26 protein-coding genes are annotated in these 23,422 nt (G+C 69.6%); 12 read left to right on the plus strand and 14 right to left on the minus strand.

What is annotated here, in order from left to right; translation table 11 throughout:
- Nucleotides 1–234 precede the first annotated feature (234 nt).
- Genes PUT80_RS40745 through PUT80_RS40760 form a run of 4 tightly spaced genes read right to left on the minus strand, consistent with a single transcriptional unit; the run spans nucleotide 235 to nucleotide 5,023 of the window.
- Nucleotides 235–921 carry a TetR/AcrR family transcriptional regulator gene (locus tag PUT80_RS40745; RefSeq protein WP_037820575.1) on the minus strand — a complete coding sequence of 229 codons (687 nt, stop codon included), beginning with the start codon at nucleotides 919–921 and terminating at the stop codon, nucleotides 235–237.
- Nucleotides 922–971: 50 nt separating this feature from the next.
- Entirely contained in the window at nucleotides 972–2,108 is a 1,137-nt protein-coding gene (locus tag PUT80_RS40750; RefSeq protein ID WP_275295324.1) for an alpha/beta hydrolase, read from the minus strand.
- A gap of 41 nt (nucleotides 2,109–2,149) precedes the next feature.
- Complete coding sequence (locus PUT80_RS40755; RefSeq protein ID WP_275295325.1) at nucleotides 2,150–3,628, minus strand: MFS transporter; 1,479 nt, start codon at nucleotides 3,626–3,628, stop codon at nucleotides 2,150–2,152.
- A 60-nt stretch (nucleotides 3,629–3,688) separates the two neighbouring features.
- Nucleotides 3,689–5,023, minus strand: a complete 1,335-nt coding sequence (locus PUT80_RS40760) for an aminotransferase class V-fold PLP-dependent enzyme (RefSeq protein ID WP_275295326.1) — start codon at nucleotides 5,021–5,023, stop codon at nucleotides 3,689–3,691.
- A 103-nt stretch (nucleotides 5,024–5,126) separates the two neighbouring features.
- On the opposite strand from PUT80_RS40760, the gene PUT80_RS40765 reads away from it, so the two are divergent.
- Nucleotides 5,127–5,498 carry a hypothetical protein gene (locus PUT80_RS40765; protein WP_275295327.1) on the plus strand — a complete coding sequence of 124 codons (372 nt, stop codon included), beginning with the start codon at nucleotides 5,127–5,129 and terminating at the stop codon, nucleotides 5,496–5,498.
- 59 nt (nucleotides 5,499–5,557) lie between these two features.
- A complete protein-coding gene (locus PUT80_RS40770) occupies nucleotides 5,558–5,905 on the plus strand; it encodes a helix-turn-helix transcriptional regulator (protein WP_043839420.1) in 348 nt (115 codons plus the stop codon).
- Between the two features lie 188 nt (nucleotides 5,906–6,093).
- Here PUT80_RS40770 and PUT80_RS40775 read toward each other — a convergent pair whose 3' ends face one another.
- The 7 genes from PUT80_RS40775 to PUT80_RS40805 form a co-directional block, all read right to left on the minus strand.
- Nucleotides 6,094–6,684, minus strand: coding sequence for an ATP-dependent Clp protease proteolytic subunit (locus PUT80_RS40775; RefSeq protein ID WP_009073577.1), 591 nt, complete (start codon nucleotides 6,682–6,684; stop codon nucleotides 6,094–6,096).
- A complete protein-coding gene (locus tag PUT80_RS40780) occupies nucleotides 6,681–7,295 on the minus strand; it encodes an ATP-dependent Clp protease proteolytic subunit (protein WP_037820577.1) in 615 nt (204 codons plus the stop codon). Before PUT80_RS40780 ends, PUT80_RS40775 begins: the two co-directional genes overlap by 4 nt.
- Nucleotides 7,296–7,374: 79 nt before the next feature.
- Complete coding sequence (locus PUT80_RS40785) at nucleotides 7,375–8,910, minus strand: hypothetical protein (RefSeq protein WP_051729813.1); 1,536 nt, start codon at nucleotides 8,908–8,910, stop codon at nucleotides 7,375–7,377.
- Between the two features lie 25 nt (nucleotides 8,911–8,935).
- Nucleotides 8,936–9,613, minus strand: a complete 678-nt coding sequence (locus PUT80_RS40790) for a haloacid dehalogenase type II (RefSeq protein ID WP_275295328.1) — start codon at nucleotides 9,611–9,613, stop codon at nucleotides 8,936–8,938.
- Between the two features lie 28 nt (nucleotides 9,614–9,641).
- Complete coding sequence (mptB, locus tag PUT80_RS40795) at nucleotides 9,642–11,090, minus strand: polyprenol phosphomannose-dependent alpha 1,6 mannosyltransferase MptB (protein WP_275295329.1); 1,449 nt, start codon at nucleotides 11,088–11,090, stop codon at nucleotides 9,642–9,644.
- Between the two features lie 129 nt (nucleotides 11,091–11,219).
- Nucleotides 11,220–11,870, minus strand: coding sequence for a superoxide dismutase family protein (locus tag PUT80_RS40800; RefSeq protein ID WP_238608064.1), 651 nt, complete (start codon nucleotides 11,868–11,870; stop codon nucleotides 11,220–11,222).
- A 132-nt stretch (nucleotides 11,871–12,002) separates the two neighbouring features.
- Nucleotides 12,003–12,941 (minus strand): hypothetical protein, encoded by a 939-nt coding sequence (locus PUT80_RS40805; protein ID WP_275295330.1) that lies wholly within the window; start codon nucleotides 12,939–12,941, stop codon nucleotides 12,003–12,005.
- A 70-nt stretch (nucleotides 12,942–13,011) separates the two neighbouring features.
- On the opposite strand from PUT80_RS40805, the gene PUT80_RS40810 reads away from it, so the two are divergent.
- From PUT80_RS40810 to PUT80_RS40840, 7 genes are all read left to right on the plus strand, one after another.
- On the plus strand, nucleotides 13,012–13,551 hold the full coding sequence (locus tag PUT80_RS40810) for a helix-turn-helix transcriptional regulator (RefSeq protein WP_037820531.1): 540 nt from the start codon (nucleotides 13,012–13,014) through the stop codon (nucleotides 13,549–13,551).
- 88 nt (nucleotides 13,552–13,639) lie between these two features.
- Entirely contained in the window at nucleotides 13,640–14,791 is a 1,152-nt protein-coding gene (locus PUT80_RS40815) for a hypothetical protein (RefSeq protein ID WP_275295331.1), read from the plus strand.
- A gap of 25 nt (nucleotides 14,792–14,816) precedes the next feature.
- Nucleotides 14,817–15,143: a hypothetical protein gene (locus PUT80_RS40820; RefSeq protein ID WP_037820534.1), complete on the plus strand. Its 327-nt coding sequence runs from the start codon at nucleotides 14,817–14,819 to the stop codon at nucleotides 15,141–15,143.
- Nucleotides 15,140–15,934, plus strand: coding sequence for an ESX secretion-associated protein EspG (locus PUT80_RS40825; protein ID WP_037820535.1), 795 nt, complete (start codon nucleotides 15,140–15,142; stop codon nucleotides 15,932–15,934). The genes PUT80_RS40820 and PUT80_RS40825 overlap by 4 nt, the downstream gene beginning before the upstream one ends.
- Nucleotides 15,934–16,371, plus strand: coding sequence for a YbaB/EbfC family nucleoid-associated protein (locus tag PUT80_RS40830; protein ID WP_051173186.1), 438 nt, complete (start codon nucleotides 15,934–15,936; stop codon nucleotides 16,369–16,371). Before PUT80_RS40825 ends, PUT80_RS40830 begins: the two co-directional genes overlap by 1 nt.
- Nucleotides 16,368–16,676 (plus strand): type VII secretion target, encoded by a 309-nt coding sequence (locus PUT80_RS40835; RefSeq protein WP_238608068.1) that lies wholly within the window; start codon nucleotides 16,368–16,370, stop codon nucleotides 16,674–16,676. The genes PUT80_RS40830 and PUT80_RS40835 overlap by 4 nt, the downstream gene beginning before the upstream one ends.
- Nucleotides 16,673–17,572 carry a hypothetical protein gene (locus PUT80_RS40840; RefSeq protein ID WP_275295332.1) on the plus strand — a complete coding sequence of 300 codons (900 nt, stop codon included), beginning with the start codon at nucleotides 16,673–16,675 and terminating at the stop codon, nucleotides 17,570–17,572. Before PUT80_RS40835 ends, PUT80_RS40840 begins: the two co-directional genes overlap by 4 nt.
- Here the strand turns inward: PUT80_RS40840 and PUT80_RS40845 are convergent.
- Genes PUT80_RS40845 through PUT80_RS40855 form a run of 3 tightly spaced genes read right to left on the minus strand, consistent with a single transcriptional unit; the run spans nucleotide 17,550 to nucleotide 20,571 of the window.
- Complete coding sequence (locus tag PUT80_RS40845; protein WP_275295333.1) at nucleotides 17,550–17,957, minus strand: VOC family protein; 408 nt, start codon at nucleotides 17,955–17,957, stop codon at nucleotides 17,550–17,552. The genes PUT80_RS40840 and PUT80_RS40845 overlap by 23 nt on opposite strands.
- Entirely contained in the window at nucleotides 17,954–19,408 is a 1,455-nt protein-coding gene (locus PUT80_RS40850) for a BTAD domain-containing putative transcriptional regulator (protein ID WP_275295334.1), read from the minus strand. Before PUT80_RS40850 ends, PUT80_RS40845 begins: the two co-directional genes overlap by 4 nt.
- On the minus strand, nucleotides 19,405–20,571 hold the full coding sequence (locus PUT80_RS40855) for a histidine kinase (protein WP_275295335.1): 1,167 nt from the start codon (nucleotides 20,569–20,571) through the stop codon (nucleotides 19,405–19,407). The genes PUT80_RS40850 and PUT80_RS40855 overlap by 4 nt, the downstream gene beginning before the upstream one ends.
- 60 nt (nucleotides 20,572–20,631) lie before the next feature.
- Between PUT80_RS40855 and PUT80_RS40860 the strand changes: the two genes are divergently transcribed.
- The 3 genes from PUT80_RS40860 (at nucleotide 20,632) to PUT80_RS40870 (ending at nucleotide 23,378) form a co-directional block, all read left to right on the plus strand.
- Nucleotides 20,632–21,204: a TlpA disulfide reductase family protein gene (locus PUT80_RS40860; RefSeq protein WP_275295336.1), complete on the plus strand. Its 573-nt coding sequence runs from the start codon at nucleotides 20,632–20,634 to the stop codon at nucleotides 21,202–21,204.
- 49 nt (nucleotides 21,205–21,253) lie between these two features.
- Nucleotides 21,254–21,937, plus strand: a complete 684-nt coding sequence (locus tag PUT80_RS40865) for a TetR/AcrR family transcriptional regulator (RefSeq protein WP_275295337.1) — start codon at nucleotides 21,254–21,256, stop codon at nucleotides 21,935–21,937.
- Nucleotides 21,938–22,481: 544 nt separating this feature from the next.
- The gene (locus tag PUT80_RS40870) at nucleotides 22,482–23,378 is read left to right on the plus strand and encodes a C1 family peptidase (protein WP_037820547.1); all 897 of its coding nucleotides are present in this window, start codon (nucleotides 22,482–22,484) and stop codon (nucleotides 23,376–23,378) included.
- The last annotated feature ends 44 nt before the right edge of the window (nucleotides 23,379–23,422 follow it).

The following is a 23,422-nucleotide window of genomic DNA, read 5'->3' on the forward strand; positions in this document are numbered from 1 at the left end:
CCACCCCCCCCGCGCCGTAGTCACACTCAAACTTCGGGGTGCCCCACGCAACCACTCTCTTTTCGCGGCTTCGCCGCTGTCTTTTCGCGGCTTCGCCGCTCTTTCCCCCCGCCACAGCCGCTCTTCCCCCCGCCACAGCCGCTCTTCCCCCTGGCACAGCCGCTCTTTCCCCGACCCAGCCGCTCCTTCCCCCGGCACAGCCGCTCTTCCCCCGACCCAGCAGGAGGAGAAACCTCACCCCTCCAACCGATCCAACAACCCCCGAATCTCCGCAATAGTCCGCGCATCCTGCCGCCCCCGCCCGGCATTCTCCCCAGCCGCCAGCATCCCCGTCGCCAACCCAGTGACGGTAGCCACCAACGAGTCCACATCTCCCCCAGGCCGGAACCACCAAGCGACCCAGTTGCACATCCCCAGCAACGACAACGCCGCCGTCCGCGCGTCGACCCGCCGGAACTCCCCGGCTTCGATCCCCGCCTCGACCAGCGCCGTGAACTCCCGCAGGATCTTCCGCTTGGCCGTCAGATGCTCCCCGGCCAGCGGCTCCGGCAGGATCGGCTCGGACCGGTCGAGGATCCGGAACTGGTCGGAGTGCTCCGCCCGCTGCCGCACGATCAGCGCGACCACGTCGGCGATCTTCTCCGACGGCGTCAGGTCGTCGCGCGCCTTCAGCTGGGCCAGCACCTCGGCGAACCCGTTGGTGACCTGCTCGACGAGCATCGCCAGCAGGTCTTCCTTCTTGCTGACGTAGTGGTACAGCGCCGGCCGGGAAATGTTCAGCGCGTTCGCGATGTCCAGCAGGCTCGTGGCCTCGTAGCCCTTTTCCGCGAACAGCTTGGTCGCGGTGTCCAGAAGTTCGGACGTCATCAGCGTCCGGCGCAACCCGCTGCGCGAACCCTTGCCTCGCTCTGCCGTGGACATGCGCCGCAGTTTACCGGTCCGCTGCCCCGGCGAACTGCGGCGCACCCGGCTCACTGGACCCCGCGGATCCCTCGTTCGCCGAGCCAGCTCACGATTTCCCGCAGGTAGTCGACGCCGCCGTAGCCGAGCAGCGTGGCGTGTCCGGTGTTCTGCACGAGGTATTTCGTGAACACGCCCGGCCGGTAGTAGCTCGCTTCGTTCGCCGCCATGGGATCGGTGTTGCAGTCGTCGGTGGTGCCGCACCAGATTTTGTCGTACTGGCCCGGCGACCACAGGATCGGTGCGTCGATGTTCTTGGTCTGGTCGGTGTAGGTGCGCAAGGTGATGTCCGCCAGCTCGGTCGCGGACATGGTGTCCTTTGTGGCGTCTTCGACCTGCAGTTGCTCTGGGTCATACGTCCCTTGTGGACCGTGGAACAAGTCGCGTTTGCCGGGGATGCTGGTGAGGTACGCCGGATCGAGCGCCCACGGTTTGTCCGCGAACTTCGGGTCCAGCAGCGCGGGGTAGGCGAACGTCCCGAGCCGCAGGGTCGAGCGCGGGGTCAGCAGCCCGTGGCCGACAGCGTGCACCATCAACGCGTCGACGTCGTGGAATTTGCCTGCCTCGACCTGCGCGGTGAGGCCGCCCATCGAGTATCCGTTGACCGTCACGGTGCCGAACTGCTTGCCCAGCGCGCCCTGGCGCAGATACTGCACGATCTGGTGGGTCGTATTGGCCGCGACGTCGAAGTTCATGCTCGTGGCCGGCGGATGGTCGCTGTGGCCGTAGCCGATCCGGTCGAGGTTCAGCGTCGTGAAGCCGCGCTGGGTCATGTAGCGGACGTAGTTGTAGCGGTCCGGCTGGTACGGCCAGTCGTAGTAGGTGTGGTCGTAGGTGCCGCCGTGGATGAGGATCTGCACCGGCTGCTTGCCGAGCAAGGCCGGGTCCGAAGTGCACAGTTGGCCGAATTCCTTGAGCACAGCGGGACTTTCCGGCGATTCGGTGACCGGGAAGAAGTAGTCGCGGCACTGCGCGCCGCTGGCCGACGCCGTTCCCGGCACGTCGGCGGGCACCGGCGTGCCGGGCAGGCCGGGCACCGCCTCGGTCGCGGGCCAGGCGTCGGCCGCGTTCGCGACGCCGGTCAGCGTGAGCAGTCCCGCCGACATCACCGCCAACATCCGAGTAGCAAGTCGTTTGACGCTGCGCACGGTGGTCTCCTTCCATGGGGCCGGACGGCATCAACCCATGTTTACGATTGTGTCATATTATCGACACCGGTGTTGATGTCAAGACCTGGCCTTTCCGCCGCAGCTGTTCCGCCGGTGGCCGGGGTGCGGCCGTGTCGCATGAGGACAGTCAGCAAGAGCGCGAGGACGCTCACGCCGAGCAGTACGCAGTACGCCGCCTGGTATCCGGCGTCGTTGGTGATCGAGACACCGGAGCTGAGCCGGACCTGATGGGCAGCGGTGATCGAACCGACGATCGCGGTGCCGAGGGTGTTCATTACGCCGAGTGCGGTGTAGAGCAACGAAGTCGTGACGCCCTGCGCTTCGGCGGGCACGGCCTCGATGACGAGATTGTTGGCTCCGGCGTAGAGAAATCCCAGCCCGATGCCCATGAGCGCGGCGATCACCACGATCAGGACCGGTCCGCTCAACTGTCCGAAAAGGATCAGCACGACCCCGCCGAGAGTGCCGATGATCGAGGTGAGCAAAGCAGTTCTCGGCGCGAATCTCCGGCACACCCATCCGGCGGCGTAACCGGCGGCCGCGCCGACCAGACCGAACGGGAGGCCGTAGCTCACGCCGTATTCCAACGCGTTCATGCCGAGACCGTGTTCTGACACTCCGGGCAAGTGCGGAGTCCGAAGCAGCTGCGGGATGAGCACGGAACTGTTGGCAGTGGTGACGAAGATGGCGGTTCCCGACGCGAGCAGTGTCAGCCACACCTTGGGTTGTGCCGCCAGCGCCAGATCGATCAACGGTTCGGCGCGGCGACGCTCGACAATCACGAAAAGCACCAGCATTATCACCGAAAGCGCCACGGCGTAAGCGAGATACTCCTTCTCGACCAAGCCGAGCACGAGCACTGCCATCCCGCCGCCGAGCAGCAAGCCGCCGGCGACGTCGATGCGGCGTTTGATCCGCACCCGGGTTTCGGGGACGACGAGCAGCACGATTGTCGAGACGACGACGTCGTAGCCGAGGGTGAACCAGAAGGCGCTCCGGAACCCGTAGGTATCAACGAGATACCCGCCGAGCAGCGGACCGCCGAACGCGGCGACGCCGGTGCCGACCCCGAGCGCGCCGACGCCGAGCGGCACCAGTCGCGGCGGGAAGAGGTCGCGGATGAGGCCGTAACCGGCGACGTACGCGACGACGAAAGCGGACTGGAGCACGCGTCCGGTGAGGAAAAGCCAGTACACCGGGGCCAGTGCGCAGATCAGGGAGCCGGCGCCGAACATGATGGCCGCGGCCAGGAGGACTTTCTTTTTGCCGTGCGTGTCGGCGAGTTTCCCGGCGATCGGGAGGAAGACGAGCGACGCGACGAAAACGACGGTCATCACCAGCGCCACCTGGTCGGTTCCGAAGGCGGCGGCGATGTCGGGCAGGCCCACCCCGACGAGGGTGAACTCGAAGTTGGCGTTCTCGGTCAGGAGCGCGATCGCCACGACGATCGCCAGGTAATACCAGGTCGACCGCTCTGCGGTGCGCGGTTGCTCAGCCATGCGCACCGATGTAACCGGCGGTCCGTCCGGATCGAACCGGTCAGTCCCGCTGTCCGGGACTCACTCCGCCAACCGGTCGAGCGCTTGCTTGAGCTGCGGAATCCAGGCCTCGTGCTCGGGCTTCATCAACACCGACCGGAGGATCGTGACGGTCTCGGCGTCCCGTTCGACGTCCGGATGCAGCGCGGCGAACGCCTCCGCGTCAACGCGCAAAGTGGACAGATACAGCGGGTTGTCCTTGTCCGCCATGCCGTTCTGGAGGATGGCGTTGGCGGCTTCGGTGATCTCGCTCATCCGGGTCCGTCGCGGCCAGTAGGTGACGATGTCCAAAGTGGGCTCGAGGTGCAGTGCGAAACGGTCGGATTCCTTGAGCAGTCCGGCGAAGTCGTTCGCCGCTCGACGGCACGCCGCCAGCAATCGACCCAGTCCTCGGTCACGTTCCAGCGGGAACGCTCGCAGGGTAAGCCAAAGCGCCCCGGCGGCAGCACCAGCGCGGGAGCATTCCAGGGAGATCTCGCCGAGGTGCAACTCGTCGGACGTGAAGTAGGTATAGGGAGAATCGTGTTTGTAGAACCGGCCGACCGACGGGTCCGCGAACAACACCGCGCCGCAGCCGTACGGCTGGAGCCCGTGTTTGTGCGGGTCGACGACGACGGAGTCGCACGAGCCGATCGCGCGGTAGGCCTCGTACTCGCCCAGCAAGGTGTAAAAGCCGCCGTACGCGCCGTCGACATGCAGGCGGACCCCGTACCGTTCCTTCAGCGCCAGGGCCTGCTGGATGTCGTCGACCGCCCCGAGTCCGGTCGTTCCCGGAGTCAGCACCACCGTGCCTACCCCGCCGCCGCGGACCTCGGCTTCGACCGCGGACAGATCGACGCGTCCGTCGGGAAGTGCCCGCACCGCGCGGGATTCCACACCGAGCACCTGGCACATGCGGCCGTGCGTGTAGTGCGCGTCCTGCGAGTGGACGACTGCCTTGCCCGGGGCCAGTTCGCGGGCGACCCAGAGGGCTTCGAGGTTCGCGATCGTCCCGCTGGAGGTGAGGTGGCCGAGCGACGGCTGCGCGAACCCGAACATCCGCGCCAGGTCCGCGATGACCTCGACCTCCATCGGCGAGGTGGCCTGCGAGGCGTCGAGCGCGTGATTGTTCGGGTTGACCACCATCGCGGCGAGATAGGCGGCGACCGCGACCGGATGCGGCGGTTTGAGCATCTGGCCCGCGTAGCGGGGGTGGAAGAAGGGGAACGACGCGTCCATCCGGGCGGCGTAGGTCTCGAGCAGCGCGGGGAGGTCGACGTCCGGCTCGCTGGCCGGGGACGGGGTGAACGGACCCCATTTGCGCTCCCAGGCCTCGACGCCGCGGAGAGCCTGGTCTATCAGTTCGCGCCGGTCCATGCGTCACCTCGTCGGTCGCTGGGTGCTTCCTCCGGCACCCTACCGAGCGCGTCCGCGCTCTAAGGTGTGGCAACGTTTCTTTCGCACGGTGAGGAGCTTTCCGGTGACTGACGAACCCCGTCCGCAGGGAATGCCGCCGGCCGGACCCGGGCAGCCGTGGCCGGTTCAGCCGAATGTCCAGCAGTACCCGGGCTACGCCCCCTATCCGCTGCCCGCTCCGGCGAACGGCGTCTGGCTGGGGGTGTTGTCGCTGGTACTGGGCGTGCTGGGCTGCGTGGTTCCGCTGCTGCCGATCGACCTGACCGGCATCCGGGCGTACCTCGCGCTTCCGTTCGGACTGGCCGGATTGGCCTTCGGACTCGTGGGCGTCGTCGGACGGCGTACGGGGAAGCCGGTGTCGGGGGTGGGCATCGGGGTGTCGGCGATCGCGCTGGTGCTCGGCGTGATCATGCTCGGCAACCAAGTCGCGGGGTGACGTTCTGCCCTGAGCGGAACCGCTGTCGCCGAGGGCCCGGCGGATGCCAGGCTGGGCCTATGGCGGACATCCTTCCTTTCCACCAGCGCCGCGCCCCCGCCCGGGACGACGAGGCGGAACCCCTGTGGCGCGAGGTACTCGGCCGCAGTCTCCGTGCCGCCCGGGAGAACCAGGGCGAGCGGCTCGTCGACGTCGCCGAGCGGGCCGGGATCTCGCCGCAGTACCTGTCCGAGATCGAGCGCGGGCGGAAGGAACCGTCGAGCGAGATGATCGCCGCGGTGACCGGGGCGCTCGGGGTCAACCTGGCCGGTCTGCTGAGCGGGATCGCCGGGGACATGCGGCGGATCAGCGTGGTCGGACCGCGACCGGCGCGACGTCCGGCCGGTCCGGTGCTGATGGCGGCCTGAACCGGGCCGCGGAGTTACTCGAACCACCGGCGCCAGGCTGTGAAATCACCGCGCACAACCGGCAGATCGATGCGGTCGAGTCGCAGCTCGCACCAGCGCTGACGGCAGCCCGCGGAACCACCCGCGGCCCACCGAACCGGGGCGCGAAGCCGCAGGCCGGAGCCCCAGAACCGGCCTGCGTCCTCGCCTCACGGGCGTGCTTCGATCACCTGGTCCGCGAGCCCGTACTCCACCGCCCCGGCCGCGTCGAACACCCGGTCCCGGTCGGTGTCGTGCCGGAGTTCCGCGACGTCGTGGCCGGTGTGCCGGGACGTGATCTCCTCCAGCTGCGTCCGGACCCGGATCACCTCGTCGGCCTGCAGGATCAGGTCCGGGATGGTCCCGCGGCCCTGTGCGGCGGGCTGATGCAGCACCACCCGCGCGTGCGGCAGCACCGATCGGCGGCCGGCGGCTCCGGCGGCCAGCAGCACCGCTCCCGTCGCCACCGCTTGGCCGACGCAGGTCGTCGCCACCGGGGCCTTGATGAAGCGCATCGTGTCGTACAGCGCCAGCATCGCGGCCGGGTCGCCGCCCTCGGAGTTGATGTACAGGTTGATCTCCTGCTCCGGGTTGTCCGACTCCAGGAACAGCAGCTGCGCGATCAGCGCGTTCGCGACCCCCGAGTCGATCGCCGTGCCCAGGTACACGATCCGTTCGGACAGCAGGTGCGAGTAGACGTCCATGATCCGCTCGCCGCCGGGACTGCGGGTCACGACGTTCGGGATGGTGTAGGTGCTCATGCGCGTACCCCCAGGCCCATCGCGTGCGTGCGCACCGGCACGACCTGCTCCAGGCGGTCGACGATCTGGTCGATGAAGCCGTAGTCCTGCGCCTCCGCGGCCGTGTACCACCGGTCGTGCAGGGAATCGGCGAAAATGCGGTCGAACGGCTGACCGGTGTCCTGCGCGGTGAGGCCCAGCACGGTGTCCCGGGTGTAGCGCAGGTCGTCGGCCTGTACCTCGACCTCCACGGCCGAGCCGCCGATTCCCGCCGAGCCCTGGTGCATCAGGATGCGCGCGTGCGGCAGGGCGAATCGCTTCCCGGGAGTGCCGGCGGACAGCAGGAACTGCCCGGCGCTGCACGCCAATCCGAGGGCAAGCGTCGAAACGTCGCACGGCACCAGCCGCATCACGTCGCGGATCGCGAGCATCGACGGGACCGATCCGCCGGGCGAGTGGATCCACAGCGCGATGTCCTTGACCGGGTCTTCGCCGGCCAGCGACAGCATCTGGGTCGCGAGGACCGTCCCGTTGTCGTCGTCGAGCACGCCGTCCAGTACGAGGACCCGCTGGCTCAGGAACCGTTCCCGGAGCCGCTGGTCGAACATCGGCGGAGTCGATTCGTTGGTCATGCCCCGACCTTGCCGCCGCGGAACCCGTCGCGTCCGCCTTCTCTGCCGACGGCAGATCTGCTGTGAGCAGCGCGGCAGGTCAGGCGGTTTTGCGCACCAGGTTCGTGTACCCGGCCAGCGCCAGCGTCGCGAGTCCCCACACCGCGATCTGCACCCCCCAGATCGCCGCGGTGAACACCTGCCCGGCGACACTCGCCGTGTCGAGGTCGCAGCGGCTCCGCAAGCCGGTCGGCGCGATCGGCAAACCTCGGTCGAGTCCCAGACCGATCAGCTCGACCGGGGAACACGCCGCACCGGTCGCGACTCGTTGCGCCGCGTGGTGTCCGGGCTGGGTTTCCGTTGCCCCGGCCCACAATCCGAGCGCTCCGGCCGCGACGAGGGCGAGCAGCAACGCCGCCGCGGTACGCCGGGCTCGGTAGCCGTATCCGGCCAGCGTGCCCCAGATCCAGTGGAACAGCCGCGACATCCGTCCGCCGAGCGCTTCCGGCGAACGGCGGCGCAGGTCGTCCTGCTGCGCGATCAGGATGGTGCGCGCGTTGCCGTCGTGGCCCGCGGTCCGCTCGACGGCCGCCAGCTTCTGGTAACCGGTGGCGTCGTAGTACTCGGTGTGGCAGCGAAGCAGGTGCAGCCATCGCCGCCAGCCGAACGACGGATCGATGGCGGCGTAGGTGAACCCGTCCAGCCACGCCAGTTCGGGGTGGTCGCACTCGGCGCTCGTGCTGCCGTCGGGGCACACGAGTTTGTCCGGCATGAACACCGTGGTCGCCTTCGCGTCGGAGAGCCCGAGCAGCCGTCCTTCCGGCGACGTGACCCGCGTGGTCGCGGAAAACTCGAGCTGCCCGCCGATCTGCGCGCCCTGCAACCGCACCGCGCCGATCTCGCCTTTGCCGCTCAACTCCGAATCGCGGATCAGCATGCTGCGGCCGACCGTCAGGGTGTCCGCCTCGATGGCCGGTCCGAGATCGTTGGAAACCTTGATGCTCTGACACTCCAGCGGACCGCCGATGCACGCGCCGTTGAGGTGGATCGCGCCGTCGGCCGACGAGCCGCTGATCCGCGTTCCCCGGTGCAGGTACAGCCCGCTGCCCAGCTCCGCCGAACTCGCCTCCAGGGCGAGCCCGGCCGGGTTCGTGATTTCCGCGTCCCGGCACAGCAGGCTCCCGCCGAGGTGCGCGCCGATCAGCCGGATCGCCCCGTCCGGGCTGTCCCCCGTGATCCGCACGCCGTCGGACAGGTGCAGGTCTCCCTCGATCCGCACCCGGGACGCGTGCAGGCCCGGCATCCGCCCGCCGATCAGGTACAGGTGCGGCAGCCTTGCCTGGCGCGCGAGCACAAGCTGGTCGAAAACGCAGGTCAGCAGCATCAGCCCGGCGGCCGCGGAGACGCCGTCGAGGTTGAGGAGACCGGTGATCCGGGCCCTGGCCAGCATGATCCCGCGCGGGTCGAGGTCGCCGTGCCTGCCGAGCAGCAGGTCGCGGAGGACCTGCGCCCGCACGATGTGGTCCGGGCTTTCGGTTTCGGCGAGGTCCGCGACGTCGATCTTGGCGGCGCCGAGCAGTTCGCCTTCGCGGGCCGCTTCGACGAGCCGTTGTTCGAAGTCGCTGAGATCAGTCACGCCGAGATCATGCCTGGTCCTGGGTTCAGTCGCGACCGTGTTCGAGCTGCTCGGCGAGGTCCGCAAGCCCGTCGGCGTGGAAGTCGAACCGATCGTCGGGACCCGGCGGATCGCCGACCGGACGGCCGACGTACGCGGTGCGGAACCCGGCTTCCTGCGCCCCGCGCAGATCCCACGCGTGCGCCGCGACCATCAGCAGCCGCTCGGGCGCGCGACCGGCGACGTCGATGGCCAGGCGGTAGACGTCCGGGGCGGGCTTGTAGGTGCGCGCGTTCTCGGCGGACAACACGGTGTGCCACCGCAATCCGGCATTCGCGCACAGGTCGAGCAGCACGGTCCGGCTCGCGTTGGACAGACCGACCAGCGGGAATCGTTCGGCAAGGCGGGCGAGGCCGTCCACCGTGTCCGGCCACGGCGGCAGCCGCCGGGCCGCGAGCGCCAACTCGGCGACATCGCCGGTACCGACCACGTCGGCGACTGCCTGCGCGGCTTCCCTGTCGATGACATCGCTCGCGACGTACGGCCGTTCCCCGGCGACAATGCGGCCCTGCTCCTGCTCGACGTGCTTCTGCCACACCGCAAGCAGCTCTTCGACTTCCGCGGCAGCGAGCGACGACGCGAATTTCCGGATCCCGGCGCGGATTCCGGCCGGTTCGTCGACGAGCGTGCCGAGCACGTCGAACACGAGCACCTCGATGTCCATGATCGCAACCTATCCGGCCGCGCGAGCGCTAGTCCACTGTGGAGGCTTTCCGCAGCGCGAAGAACGCCGCGACCACCACCGCGAGCCCGATCACGTACGCGAGCACCAGCAACCCGACGCGCCCGCTGAAGTTGCCGCCCACCGGCGGAAGCACGACCGAAAACACCGCGACGAGCGTGATCACCACGGACCGCACGCGTCCGGCGGGCAGCGACGCGGCCAGCGGAATCACCGCCCACAGCAGATACCACGGCTGGACCACCGGCCCGAAAACCACGACCGCGCTCAGCATCAGCCCCAGCGAGCGGACCGCGTCGATCCGGCCGGTCCACTGCCGCTGCAGCACCACGACGATCGCGGCCGCGGTGAGCACGTACCCGATGACCTTGCCGACGCCGATCATCGTCTGCGTGATGTGCGCGCCGAACAGCGAACCGATGCCGCCGACGAGGAAGCCGAACCAGTTCGTCGGCGCCATCCAGCTGTTGACCTCCCCCGACGTCGTCAGCGCGGACACCCAGCTGAACCCGATCCCCGACGCCAGGGAAACCGCCGCGGACACCGCCGCGAAGACGACGACCATCGCCGCGCCGGCGAGCAGGAACTCGCCGATCCGCCCGCGCCGCCGGGCAATCGCCGTGCCGACCGCGGCCAGCGCGACCAGCGCGGGCACCTTCACCTCCGCGCCGAGCGCGATGAGCAGCACCCCGCCCGCGAGCGGCCACCAGCGAATCCGGTCGCCCAGCGCGTTCAGCGCGATCGCCACGCCCGCGACCATCAGGCCGAGCATCAGCGAGTCGTTGTGCGTCCCGGCGACCACGTGCCACAGAACCAGCGGGTTCAGCACGCCCAGCCACAACGCGACCCGCGGCGACGCCCCCGCCGCGGCCGCCAGCCGCGGCACCGCCCACGCGATCAGGACCAGCCCGGCCACCTCGATCAGCCGGTGCAGCGCGACCCCGACGATCGGATTCCCGCCGGACACCTGCGCGATGACCCGCTCGACCGCACCGAACAACGGCCCGTACGGCGACGGCGTCTCGCGCCAGTAAACGCTGACCCGCCCGACGATGTCCGACGCCGAGCCCAGTGCTTGCTGCGGCCCGACGACGTTGAGGTCGAACCCGTGCGCGGCCACCGCACCCTGCGCGAGATAGCTGAAGACGTCCCCGCTGAACAGCGGCGGCACAACGAGCAACGGCCCGCACCACAACGCGAGCGTCCGCTTCAGCCAGCCCGCGTCCGGGAGGTCCGAGGCAAGGACGCGCCCGCCCAGCAGCGCCCACGCGAGCACCACCAGGCCGACACCGGCGATCCCGCCCGCGAATGGCAGGACCCCGGACATCCCGGCGGCCCCGGCGTACACCGCGACGGCCAGCAGCAGCACCCCGCCGAAGCCAGTCCAGCGCAGACTCGCCGCGGACGCGAAACTGAAGAACCGCACGGGCCGCGAGAGCGTGACCGGCTGACTAGACATGCCCCGATCGTAGTAGCCGCCGCCTCCGCGACCCCGGCTGCCGGTCCGTGAAGGGCTCCTTGCCGGAATCTGATTCCCGCAAGGAGCCCTTCACGGACCATCCTGAATTTGAGTCCACAAAGGACGGATTCAGTTCTGGTCCCGGGTGATCACCCCGCAGGCGAACCGAGTTCCCGCGTCGCCGGTCGCCTTGGTTTTCTCGTCCGGCACGGGTGCGTTGGGGTCGCCCCGGACGCTGTAGCGGTCGGCGGGAATGTTCGCGAAATTGTCGGACTTCGAGTGGACGATGATCGAGGTCCCGTCAGGACCGAACAGCTGGTCCAGAGTAAAGGTGTCCAGCACGAACTTGAGGTACCCGCGGCCGTTCGACCGCACCTGGACCGACGGCAGCTGCCCGATCGGCAGTCCGGTGTGGTGGTCCATCGGCATCAGATGGCCGCCGGCGGCGGTGAACGGGTTCTTCGGGTCGCCGACGGTGCAGTTTCCCTTTTCGTGCACGTGCATGCCATGGAAACCGGGCGTGAAATGACCGGTGAGGTACACCTCGACCCAGACGGCGTGCGAACGGTTGTCGGCGGTGAACCACGCGGAGCCGACCTCATTGCCGTTGGCGTCCTTCAGCGTGGCGGAGGCGGAATCGCCGTCGCGATAAGCCGCACCGGCCGGCTGCCGGGCGGTGTCCGGCAACTGCTCGCCGACGTAGCCGCTGGCCGCTGGCGCCACGCCCATGACCAGTGCGCAGGCACCCAACGCGCCTGCCACCAACTTCTTTCTGCGCACGGTATCTCCCTGAAGGCACTGGTGATCTCTGACCGATCCAGAATCGGGCCTCGCCTTCCCCGTGACCAGGGGCCAGATGGCACTAACCGGGTCCTGCGCGCGGCGGAATGTCCACCTTTCGCAAATCCCCGGTCAGGAAGAATGCTCGGCAATCAGCCGCTTCACCGTCTCGTACACCGGTTTCGCGGAATAGTCGTCGCGCAGCAGCCCGAATCGGTTTTCCCGCGGACCGCTCGACAATCCGTCCCGCAGCCCGAAAATCTCGTAGGTATCCACCCCGATCTCGGCAGCCAACCCGAGCACCGTGCGCGCCACGGATTCCATCACCCGAACCTGTTGTTCCTCCGAATTCTCCGGCCCGGTCGGCCATCCGGTTTCGGTGATATGAATCGGCACGCTCACCGGGATCCCGATCGCCGACGCGGATTCGCGAAACGACCGCACGACGTGAGTCACCGCACCGGTCAACGCGTCGGCTGGCACGGGTCGGAAAACGTCCGGGAAGAAGTCCAGACCAAGGAAATCGACCCGAGCCAGCACCTCCGGAGCCACTGCCGACTGCACCGCGACCCAGAACGGATCGCCGGGCAGCGCGACCGCGGCGTTGAACCCGATCGCCACGTCGACCCCGAGCCGCGTCCGCTCGTCCAGCGCCGCCGCGAGCCCGGCGCCGAGCGCTTCGTAGCAACCAGGACTGCCGCCGTCCAGCGGCGCGGCCACGTTGACCTCCTCGCAGACCTGCAGTTTCCCGCCGCCCAACTCGGCGACCTCGCGAACCGCGGCACGCACCGCGTCGGCGAACCCGTCCGGATCGGCCTCCGGGCTGCTGTAGCCGAGCACGTAGTCGACCACCCGCCCGTCCCCGAGATACGGCACCGGGTTGGGCGGCGTCGGCGCGTGCGGGCCCCGGTAACTGCGGTAGCACCGCACGTAGAACCGCTCCGTGCCCTTCGCGAGGTCCCGCAACGCTTCCGCGGTCCGTTCGACGTCCTCCGGCGGCGCGTCGATGAAGGTTTCGAGCCGCACCAGATCCGTGCTGACCACGCCGGGCCACACGCCAAAGACGATCACGAGCATCTCCTCCAGTAGTCGTATACGAGCAATGTACTCGTATACGACTAACGTGCGCTACCCTGGTCCGGTGCCGACGAACGCTCTCGACAACCCCCTCGTGCTGCCGATGCTGGGCTTGCTCGTGGAAACCCCGCGCCACCAGTACGCGCTCCTGCGCGAGCTGCGCACCCGCTATCCGTTCCTGAACCCGAAGACGTCGACCGTGTACACGCTGGTCGGCACGCTGACCCGGAACGGGCTCGTCGAACCGGACGGCGACGGCGATCCGCAGCCGGTACGGCTGACCGAGGCGGGCCTCGCCGACTTCCGCGAGCGGATCGAACGGCAGCTGCGCGACGCCGACCCGAACCTCGATTCCCGGTTCCTGATCGCGCTGGCCTACCTCGGCGCGCTGCCGCCCGCCCGCGCGGTGACCCTGCTGCGCGACCGCGCGGAACGGGTCCGCGACCAGCAGCACGAGCTGTCCGCGACGCTCGACAACGCCGATTTGCCGGAAATGCAGATGATCGAGGCGCATTTCCTGGTTTCGCGGCTCCGGCACGACGCCGCGTGGCTCGCCCGCACCGCCGCCAGGATCGAGAGCGGAGACCTCGTCCCGCCCCGGTGATCACAGCTTTCATCGTGATTTCATCGCCGCCCCTTACCGTGCGCGAGTGCCTGGCGACAGCCTGCCGGGCAGAGGCGAAGGTGGGGGTATGACCGGCGAATCCGGATCAGTGGTCGACGCCGCGTCGGCAGGGGTGGAGAACCTGGCGGACTCGGCGCTCGCGGGACTCGACAAGGCAGGACCGGTCGGCGACCTGGCCAAACCGGTCGTGTCCGCGCTGCGCAACGTGTGGGAGGGCTACTTCGGGGCCCCGATCCCGCCCGGCAGCACCAACTGGAACGCCTACACGCACCAGCAGCTGTACCAGATGCTGTGGGACAAGGCCGACGTCGGCGACGTCAGCACGGTCGCCGCCGAATGGCAGCGGCACGGTTCGGAAATGCGGTCGCACGCCGATTCGCTCAAGTCGCAGCAGGGGACGCTGCACGAGAACTGGAGCGGACAGGCCGCCGAACGCGCTTCCGGACGGCTGGGTTCGCTCGGCGAACGCGCGTCCGGGATCGGCGACCGCGCCGGGACCGTCGGCGGCGCGGCCCAGAACGCGGGCGATTCGCTCGCCGTCGCGCGCAACACCATGCCGAAGCCGCCGGGCGACCCGACTGGGGGCGTGGTCGCCGCCGCGGCGGCCGGAGCGGGTGCGGGCGCGGTGATCGGCGGAATCCTCGGCGCCGGAGCGGGCGGGATCGGGGCCGGTCCGGGTGCGTTGATGGGCGCGGCGATCGGCGCGGTCGCGGGCGGCGGGGCCAGCATGTTCGCCGCGAATGTCGCGGCCGCCGAACAGAAAGCCGAAGCGGTGCACGTGATGCAGCGCTACGAAGCCAGTCTGCACAAGAGCTCGCACGCGATCAATCCGCCGCCCGCCGGGGCGACGACCGCGGATTCCTACGGCGCGGACGAGTCGACCAGTGCGTCGAGCTACGCCGGTCCGCTCGGCGGGGCCGGGACCGGCGCGGGCAGCGGCATGCCGTGGGGCGCGCTGACCACCGCGGCCCCGGTCGAATCGGGCATGGCCGCCGGGATCCCCTCCGCGCTCGGCATGGAGGGCGCCCTGCTCGCCCGCAACGCGGCGATGGCGGAGATGGCCGCCGCCCGCGCGGCCAGCGGCAACGGGATGATGCCCGGCCGCGGCGCGGGAGCCGCGCAGGAGGAGGAAGAGGAGCACAAGAACAAGATGCCGGTCCTCGACCAGCCGCTCCTGCACCCCGAAGACAAGACCATCAGCCCGGTGATCGGGCTGTGACGGCCGAAAAAGACAGGAGTTTCCGATGACCGGCCACGAGGTCGCCCCGAACGCGCTGGACCGGCAGGTCGCCGCGCTGGGCAGGCTCGGCGAGCAGACCGGGGAACTCGTCGGTTCGGCGGGACGGCTCGCCGACCGGCTCCCGCAACTCGGCACCGCGCCGCCCGCGCTGCACCTGGCGCAGCGGCTGCGCGAGGCCGCCGGGCACGCCGGGCTCACCGGCGAACTGGGCGCCGCGGACACCGAGCTGACCGGGTTCCACGAGGCGCTGCAGGCGGGCATCCGGCGCTATCAAGAGCACGAATCCGGAGTGCAGGAAGCGTTCCAGCGGCTCGAACGGCAAGCCGAATGACCGCCGTGCTGCCGCGCGCCGGCGACGAGACCGTCCACATCGGACTTGTCGAGGCCGACCTGCTGGCCGTGCACGCCGGGGCGAGCTGGCCGTTTCCGTTGCAGGTGCCGTCTTACGGCCGGATCGAGGGCGAACGCGAGATCCTGTTCGCCACCGCCGGACAGGCGCTGCAGGCGCGCGGTCTCGCGGACGAATCCGGACCGGACGGCCTCGCCGCGGAAGCCGTGACCGCACTGCGCGAACGCCGCGGCATCGTCGATTTGGTGGTGGCGGACGCCGAGGGGGCGACCGCCGTCACCGCACTCGTCTACCGATCCTCCGCGCTGATCTGCCGGCAACGGCTCGAGGCCGACACGCTGTCGGTGCGCCGGGTGGACGAGACCGCGCTGGTGGACGCCGTGCTCGCGGAGATTCCGCAGGTCGAGGCGGCCCGCACGATGCCGGTCACGTTGCCCGCGCACGCGGTCAAGGAGGCGATGGCGCTCACCGACGACGAGGACGACGCCTCGCGCGCGCACCGGCTGCGCGACCTCGTCCACGACAGCGGCGGAGACCCGGCGGCACTGGACAGCCTCGTCGGCCTGGTCGTCCCGCTGACCGGCCGCGGCCAGCTCGGCGCGACCCGCGACGGGCGCACCAGGGCAGGCCGCGAACTGTCCTGGATGGACGGACCGCGCGGCCGCGTCCGGATCAACCCCGCGCGGGGCGGCTGGCTCAGCGTGAACTCGCTGCGCCCGGCCGACCTGCGCTTCGCCCTCGGCGAGATGGCCACCGCCGCGCGGCGGCCGTGATGACCGCACCGAAAACGACCGGAGGACCTTCCGTGCCGATCCAAGACTCGGCGGCCTGGCTCGCCGACTACCAGAAAAACCTGTCCAGGATGCAGGCGAACGCCGAGGCCGCGAGCGCGAGCCTCAGCCGCGTCGGCGGCCGGGCCGCGTCCCCGCGCGGCGAGGTCGAGGTCGAGGTGGGCCCGAGCGGCGCACTGACCGACCTGCGGCTGAGCCCTGCCGCCCGCGCGCTGGAAGCCGACGCGCTCGCCCGGCTCATCCTCGCCACCGTCCACGACGCGCACCGCCAGGCCGGCGCGCAGGTCGTGGACATCATGACCGACTACGTCGGCGACGGCCCGGCACTCCAGCTCGTCCGCGACAACCTGCCGGTCGAGGCCGCTCCCGCCGCGCCGCGCGAGGACGACTACTTCGCGAACCCGGGGATCATCTCGTGACCGCCGGCTTCGAGGTCGACCCCGCGCAACTGCGCCGGCACGCGGCCACCGTCGGCGACCTGGCCGACCGGCTCGGCAATGTCGCCCGCAGCGCCCCGTCCGGACTCGGCGACCAGGCGCTCGGCGTCTTCGTGCAGTTCCTCACCGCCGGCCTGCAAGCAGCGGTCGGCAAGACCAACGACGCCGTCTCGCACGCATCGTCCACTGTGGACAAAGTGAGCGCGAATCTCACACAGGCCGCGGAAAGCTACGAGCGTCGCGACCAGGGCAACGCGGCCTCGCTGCCCGGGAAGGACCTGCCGTGACCGACTCCGGCCAGCTGCTGGCAGACCTGAAGACCACCACGAAGGCGGTCGAGAACCACGACTGGGTGTCCGCCGGGCTCGGCGGCGCGACCACCGCGCTCGACCTGCTCGGCGCGTCGCAGGACCCGCTCGCCGCGTTGACCTCCGCCGGGTTCGGGATGATCACCGAGCTGGTGCGGTTCCTGGAAGAACCGCTGAAACAGTTGCAGGGCAACCCGGATTCGGTGTCGTCGCACTCGCAGGGCATGGAGGGCGGCGGCCAGCAGGTGTCGTCCGTCGCGGACGACTACCGGCAGTCGGCGGGTCCGGAGACGTCGGAGTGGAGCGGTTCTTCGGCTTCGAGCTACCGCGACAACAGCTCCCAGCACGCGGACTGCGTCGAGGCTGTCGGTCAGGCCGGTATCGCGATGGCCAAGGCGGCCACCGGAGCGGGGAAGGTCGTCGCGAAGGCGCAGCAGGAGGTCGGCGGGCTCATTTCGGAGGCTGTCGGGCAGATTATCCAGCTGATGACGCAGGCGTTCGCCGCCGCGCAGGCGACCTTCGGCGCGAGCATCGCGGCGGCGATCCCGCAGGCGGTGGCGATCGCGACGCAGTACGGCGGGCAGATCGCGCAGAAGCTCGGGGTTTTGCTGTCGGACTCGGACAATCTGCTGCAGCTGATCACTTCGGTGACGCAGGGGCTGGAAGCCGCGACGCAGCTGATGACGAAGCTCAGCGAGGCGTCGAAGAGCAGTTCCGGGGAGGACTCCAGCTCTTCGGATTCTTCTTCGCAGGCTTCGTCGCGTTATCCGGCTTCTTCGCAGTACGCGGATTCTTCGGACTCGGACTCGGCGGATTCGCAGTACCCGAGCCAAAGCCGCCCGCGCACTCCGGTCAGCACCGCGCAGCAGAGCTGACGAGCTCGACCTCGAAGCCGTCGTCGTTCTGCAGGTACGCGGCGTAGTGCTCCGCGCCGCCCGCATAGGGATGTTTCTCCGGAAACATCAGCTGCCACCCGTGCCGGGCGGCGTCGGCGGCCAACCGCTCGACCGTCGCCGCGTCCTTGACGTGAAAAGCCAGGTGGTTCAGCCCCGGCCGGCAACGGTCGTGCCGGTCCGCGGTCAGCGCCGGGGATTGCTCGACCACGAGGTACGTCGGCCCGAGCCGCCAGCTGCGTCCGGCCTCCCAGTCCTGGAACCGCTGATATCCCAGCTCTTCCAGCAGCCATCCCAGCGACGCGATCGCGCGGGCCAGGTCCGGCACCCACAACTCGACATGGTGCAGGGTCCCGTGCGCACTCACGAGGGACCCCGCTCCGAGCTGAGCACCACCCGCAACTCCCGGTCCAGCTCCGCCCCCGGTTCGACATCCAGGTCCGCCCGCAGCCGTTCCCGCATCCGCCGGTGCACCGCCAGCGCGTCCGCCCGGCGGCCGCCGCCGTGGAGCGCCCGCATCAGCAACACCGCCAGCGGTTCCCGGTGCGGATGCACCGCCAGCAACGCCGACAGCTCGTGCACCACGTCGTCGGTTCGCCCGAGCTTCAGCTGCAGCACGGCTTTCTCCTGCACCAACGTCAGCCGCCGCTCGGTCAGGCGCACGCGTTCCCCCTCGACGAACGGGCCGGGCAATCCCGCCAAGGGCTCGCCGTGGAACAGGGCCAGCGCACCGTCGTACGCGTCGACCGCGGCTGCCGGGTCACCGCCTCGGGTGGCGGTCGCGGCTTCCGAGATCCGGTCGGTCAGCTCGGTGACGTCCAGCTGCGCTCGCTCCCCCGCGAAGCGGTATCCGCCGCGATCGCTGCCGATGACCGAGTCTTCCGTCCGCTCGCCAGCCCCGCGCAGGCATTTCCGCAGGCGGTGCACGTAAACCGGAACCACCCGGCCACCGGTGCCGGGCGGCTCCAAACCCCAGACGCCGTCGAGCAACTCCCCAGGGCTGACCGTCTCGCCCGGACGCAGGACCAGCGCCGCGAGCAGGGCTTGCTGCCGCACCGGGCCCAGGTCCAGCAGGTTCGGCCCCCGCCAAGCCTGCAACGGGCCGAGCACGCTGAACCGCAACGAATCCGCGTCGACCGGGGCGGGGGCGGCACCGGGGGTGACCAGGCCGTGGTCGAAGGCGTAGACGATGGCCGCCGCCCGGTCGCGGAGGCGGAGTTTCGCGCACAGCCGCTCGAAATGCGCCTCGACCGTGCTCGCGGAAATCCCCAGCGTTCCGGCGATTTCCGCGTCCGTCAAACCCCGCGCCACCGCGGTCAGGACATCCAGTTCGCGCGGCGTCAACAACCCGGACGGCATCGCCGGGCGATCCACCGCCGCCTCGCGGTAGGTCGTGAGCACGCGTCCGGTGACTGCCGGATCGAGCCACGCCTCGCCCATCGCGACCGCTCGCACCGCGCGGATCAGGTCCTCCGCGGAGGAATCCTTCAGCACGTATCCGACCGCGCCCGCGCGCAGCACCCCGGCGAGCAGTTCGTCGTCATCGAACGTGGTCAGCGCGAGCACCGGCGGGCGCGGGCCGGACGCGCGCAGCTGTCGCGTCGCCTCGATGCCGTCAACGCGCTTCATCCGCAGGTCCATCACCACGACATCGACCCCGCCGGCCGCTTCGAGCGCGGCCGGGACCTCGTCGCCGTCCGAGCACTCGCCCACCACCACGAACCCGTCGCGGCGACGCAGGATCAACCGCAACCCGGACCGCACCAGCTCCTGATCGTCGACGAGCAAGACCCGCGTTTCCCCGGCGGCAGCGGTCACGACGCGGCCCCGCGCGCCAACGGCACCGCCACGTCGACTACCCACTCGCCGCCCTCGGGTCCAGCTGCCAGCCGCGCACCGAGCTGATGCGCGCGTGCTGTCATGCCCGCCAACCCCGAACCACCCTCGTTGCGCGCCGCGCCGTTGTGTCCATTGCGGACTGTCAGCCGCGCGTCCGTCGCGTCAATCTCCAGTCGTACCAACGCCTTCTCCCCCGGTGCGTGTTTGACGACGTTTGCCAGCGACTCCTGGACGATCCGGTAGAGCCCCAGCCCCACCGTGCTGTCGACCGCGGTCACGTCACCCCTCAGTTCGTAGTCCGCGACCAGCCCGGCCGCGCACGTTTCGGCCACCAGGTCCGCGATGTCGCCCGCACCGGGCAACGGCCGCGTCCCCGCCGACTCCTGCGCGAGCAATCCAACCGTGCGCCGGATATCGGCCATCGCCGCCCGTCCGATCCGCTCCGCCTCGGTGAGCGCCGCGACGGCTTCGTCGATGTCGCGATCCGTGCGCAACCCGTGCCGCGCGCCCGTGACGTGCAGCAACGTGATGCTCAGCGAATGCGCGACCACGTCGTGCACCTCGCGCGCGATCCGCTGCCGCTCGCCGAGCATCGCCTGTTCGCGCACGGCTTCCTGCTTGCCTCGCTCGGCGTCCAGCGCACGCACGTACCAGCGCAGCATGAACCCGGCAGCCATCCCGACCACCACCGCGAGCATGTACACCGGGAACCCGACCAGCCCGACGGTCAGCGCGGCCGCCCCGAGCACCGCGATCGCCCCGCCGGTCGCCGCGAACGCGACCCGCGCCGAAGCGATGGACCCCAGTTCGCCGGTGAGCACGATCAACGGCATCGGCGCGAAGTCCGGCACCACCGGATGCGTCAGCAGCAGCCCGATCCCGGCGAGCATCCCGAGCGCCTTCACCCACGACGGCGCGAGCCGCCCGGTGCACACCCACAGCAGCGTCGATGCCGTGGCCAGCAGAAACCCGCCGATCGCGACCGGAAGCGCGGACCCGGCCCGCTGCCCGACCGCGACGATCAGCCCGATCACCGTGAAGGCGGTCGTCCCCATCGGCACCCACCAGGGCAGCGTGAGCCCGGACCGGGCCAAGCCGTCGGCCAGCCTGCTCCGCAACCGGTCCCGCGCTCTCTCCCACACGAGGTCCAGCCTAGAAAACCGGGGCGGAGGCCGCCCGCGGTATCAGCGATACCATGCCGTGTGCGCCTCGCCCGTCGCCTGTTTCTGCTGGCACTGCTGCCCCTCACCGCGTGCGCGACCGGAAAGGACGCGGTCAGCCAGCCGGACACGTTCGAATTCGTCTCGCCGGGCGGGCAGACGACCATCCACTATCCCGTGGAGCAGCGCAAAAAGGTAGCGGACCTCAAGGGCCAGAGCCTGCGCGAACCCGGCAAGGACCTGTCGCTGGCCGATTACTCCGGCAAAGTCGTCCTGCTCAACCTCTGGGGCGCCTGGTGCGGGCCGTGCCGCGCCGAAGCGCGCACTCTGCAGACGATCGCCGACTCCGGACACGCCCGCGGGATCCGGGTGCTCGGCATCAACGTCCGCGACAACCCGAAGTACGCCGCCGACTTCGTCAAGGACCTCGGGCTCAGCTACGAGTCGATCTTCGACCCGTCCGGCCGGGTCGCCCTGCGGCTGCGCGGCCTCCCGCTGAGCGCGGTGCCGATCTCGCTGGTCGTGGACAAGCAGCAGCGGGTCGCGGCCGTCTACCTCGGCGCGGTCCTGCGGACCGACGTCCAGCCCACCCTGGACAGCGTGCTCGCCGAGTAGACCGGCCAAGGTCCAGACCGTTCGGGCGGCGTGCGCCTACCATGGGCGGATGACCGCGAGTGGCTACAACCGCCGGGAACGTCCCGCCAAGCCCGCGCTGAGCCGCGAAGGCATCGTCGCGGCCGCTCTCGACGTCGTGCGCCGCGAAGGCGCCGAACGCGTCACCATGCGGCGGCTCGCGAAGGAACTGGACACCGGTCCGGCCTCGCTCTACGTCTACGTCCGCGACACCGACGAACTCCACGCCGCGGTGCTCGACGAACTCCTCGGCGAAGTCCCCACCACCGCCGCCGGTGCCGCCGAAGCCGACTGGCGGAGTCGCTTGTGGACAGTCATGTCCACCTACCGCGACGTCCTGTACGCGCACCCCGGGCTCGCCCGCGTCGCACTCGTGACCCCGTTGAACGGACCGAACTACCTCGCCGTCGTCGACACCGTGCTCGGCCTGCTCGCCGAAGCCGGGGTGCCGTCCGGCCCCGCCGCGTGGACGGTCGACCTCCTGCTGCTCGTCGCCACCGCCAGCGCGGTCGAGCACAGCACCCGCAAAGACCGCCCGGACGCGGAACGGCAGCACGACATGCTCGCCGAAACCGTCCGCGGGCTCTCGCCGGAAACGCATCCGAACATCGCCGCGGCGAGCGGGAATCTGTTCTCCGGCAACGCCGACACACGTTCCCGATGGGCGATCGACGCCCTTCTCAACGGCGCGCGCACGACCCCGCTGCCGGACTGAGGTTTCTCCGCAGCGGGTTGCGCGGCGCGACGGTACGTGAGGGGAACCCTGAGGGAATCTGATTCCCTCAGGGTTCCCCTCACGTACTTCGTGGGAGCCCACCGCACCAGCGCACCCGCATCGCCCGGCGGTTCGCTGCGGCGGCTTTCGCACGCGACGCGCAGCGTGCTTCTCTCCCCGGCAATGGTCCGTGAAGGGCTCCTTGAGGGAATCGGATTCCCTCAAGGAGCCCTTCACGGACCTCGGCCCGCGCCGCGCCCATCGCGGCAGAGTCTCCGCGCACTACGCGAAACCCTCGCCGAATGGTTCAAACCACTGCCGGGGCAAGGATTTCCCATGAGTCCATCATGGACCAGTACGCCGGAATAGCGGCGGTAACGGGCATAATGTCCACTTGATCGATCCCCCGCAAATACCGCAGTTGATACGTTCCCTCCTTTCGTAGGTTCCCGGAAAATTTCCGCCGATCTACCTTTGCTGTGGTCGGATCCACCTCCCCACCCTTTCCGATTTCTTTTTCTGCATGCCCACAAGGAGTATGAGAATGCAGATCAGAAAAACGTCCGCACTCGTTTCCCTGCTCGCCGCCGCCGGCATGGCCGCGGCGATGGGCGCGACCCCGGCCTCCGCGGCCGCCGCCCAGCACCACCCGCAGCACCAGAAGCACGGCCTCGGGCTGAACGTCGCCGGGCTCAAGGCCGCGCAGTCCAGGATGCACGCCCACGCGAACTCCGCGCTCCCCGTGCACCAGCGCACCACCGCCGAACTGCCCTCCAGCGGCGACCTCACGCAGTACGCCAACGCACCCGGCGACCAGGGCCAGGTCGGCTCGTGCGTCACCTGGGCCACCGGCTACACCGGCTACGGCGTGCTGATGAACGAGCAGGGCATCAGCGGCGGCCCGATGGCCCCGATGTTCATTTACTCCCAGATCGCCAAGGGCAACGACCAGGGCACCTGGGCGAGTGTCGCGCTGCCGATGGAACAGCAGCAGGGCATCGACACCAAATCCGACTACTGGCAGGGCGATTTCGACTACACGACTCAGCCCGACCAGAACGAAAAAGCGAATGCCGCGCACTACAAGCTGTCCGGCTACACGCAATTGTCCACGAGCGGCGACGCGGCGCGGTCCGACATCGAGAACGCCATTTCCCAGGGCGAGCCGGTCGCGATCGGGTTCACCGTGCACCAGAGCTTCATGGACCTGAACTCCTCGACCGCGAGCGACTACTCGTACCTGCCCGGCGATTCGAACAGCGACCCGGTCGTCGGCGGGCACGAGGTGACCATCGTGGCCTACAACGACCAGGGCGTGAAGATCGAGAACAGCTGGGGCTCCGGCTGGGGCGACAGCGGTTTCGTGACCGTGCCGTGGTCGTTCTTCAACACCGGCGACGTCGACGAGGTCAACGCGATGGGCAAGCTCGTCCAGAGCTGACCCGCAGCGCGCGACCCGGGTGATGCGAAAAAAGGGCTCCTTGC

The organism is Amycolatopsis sp. La24, from assembly GCF_029087445.1.
Lineage (GTDB): Bacteria > Actinomycetota > Actinomycetes > Mycobacteriales > Pseudonocardiaceae > Amycolatopsis > Amycolatopsis nivea.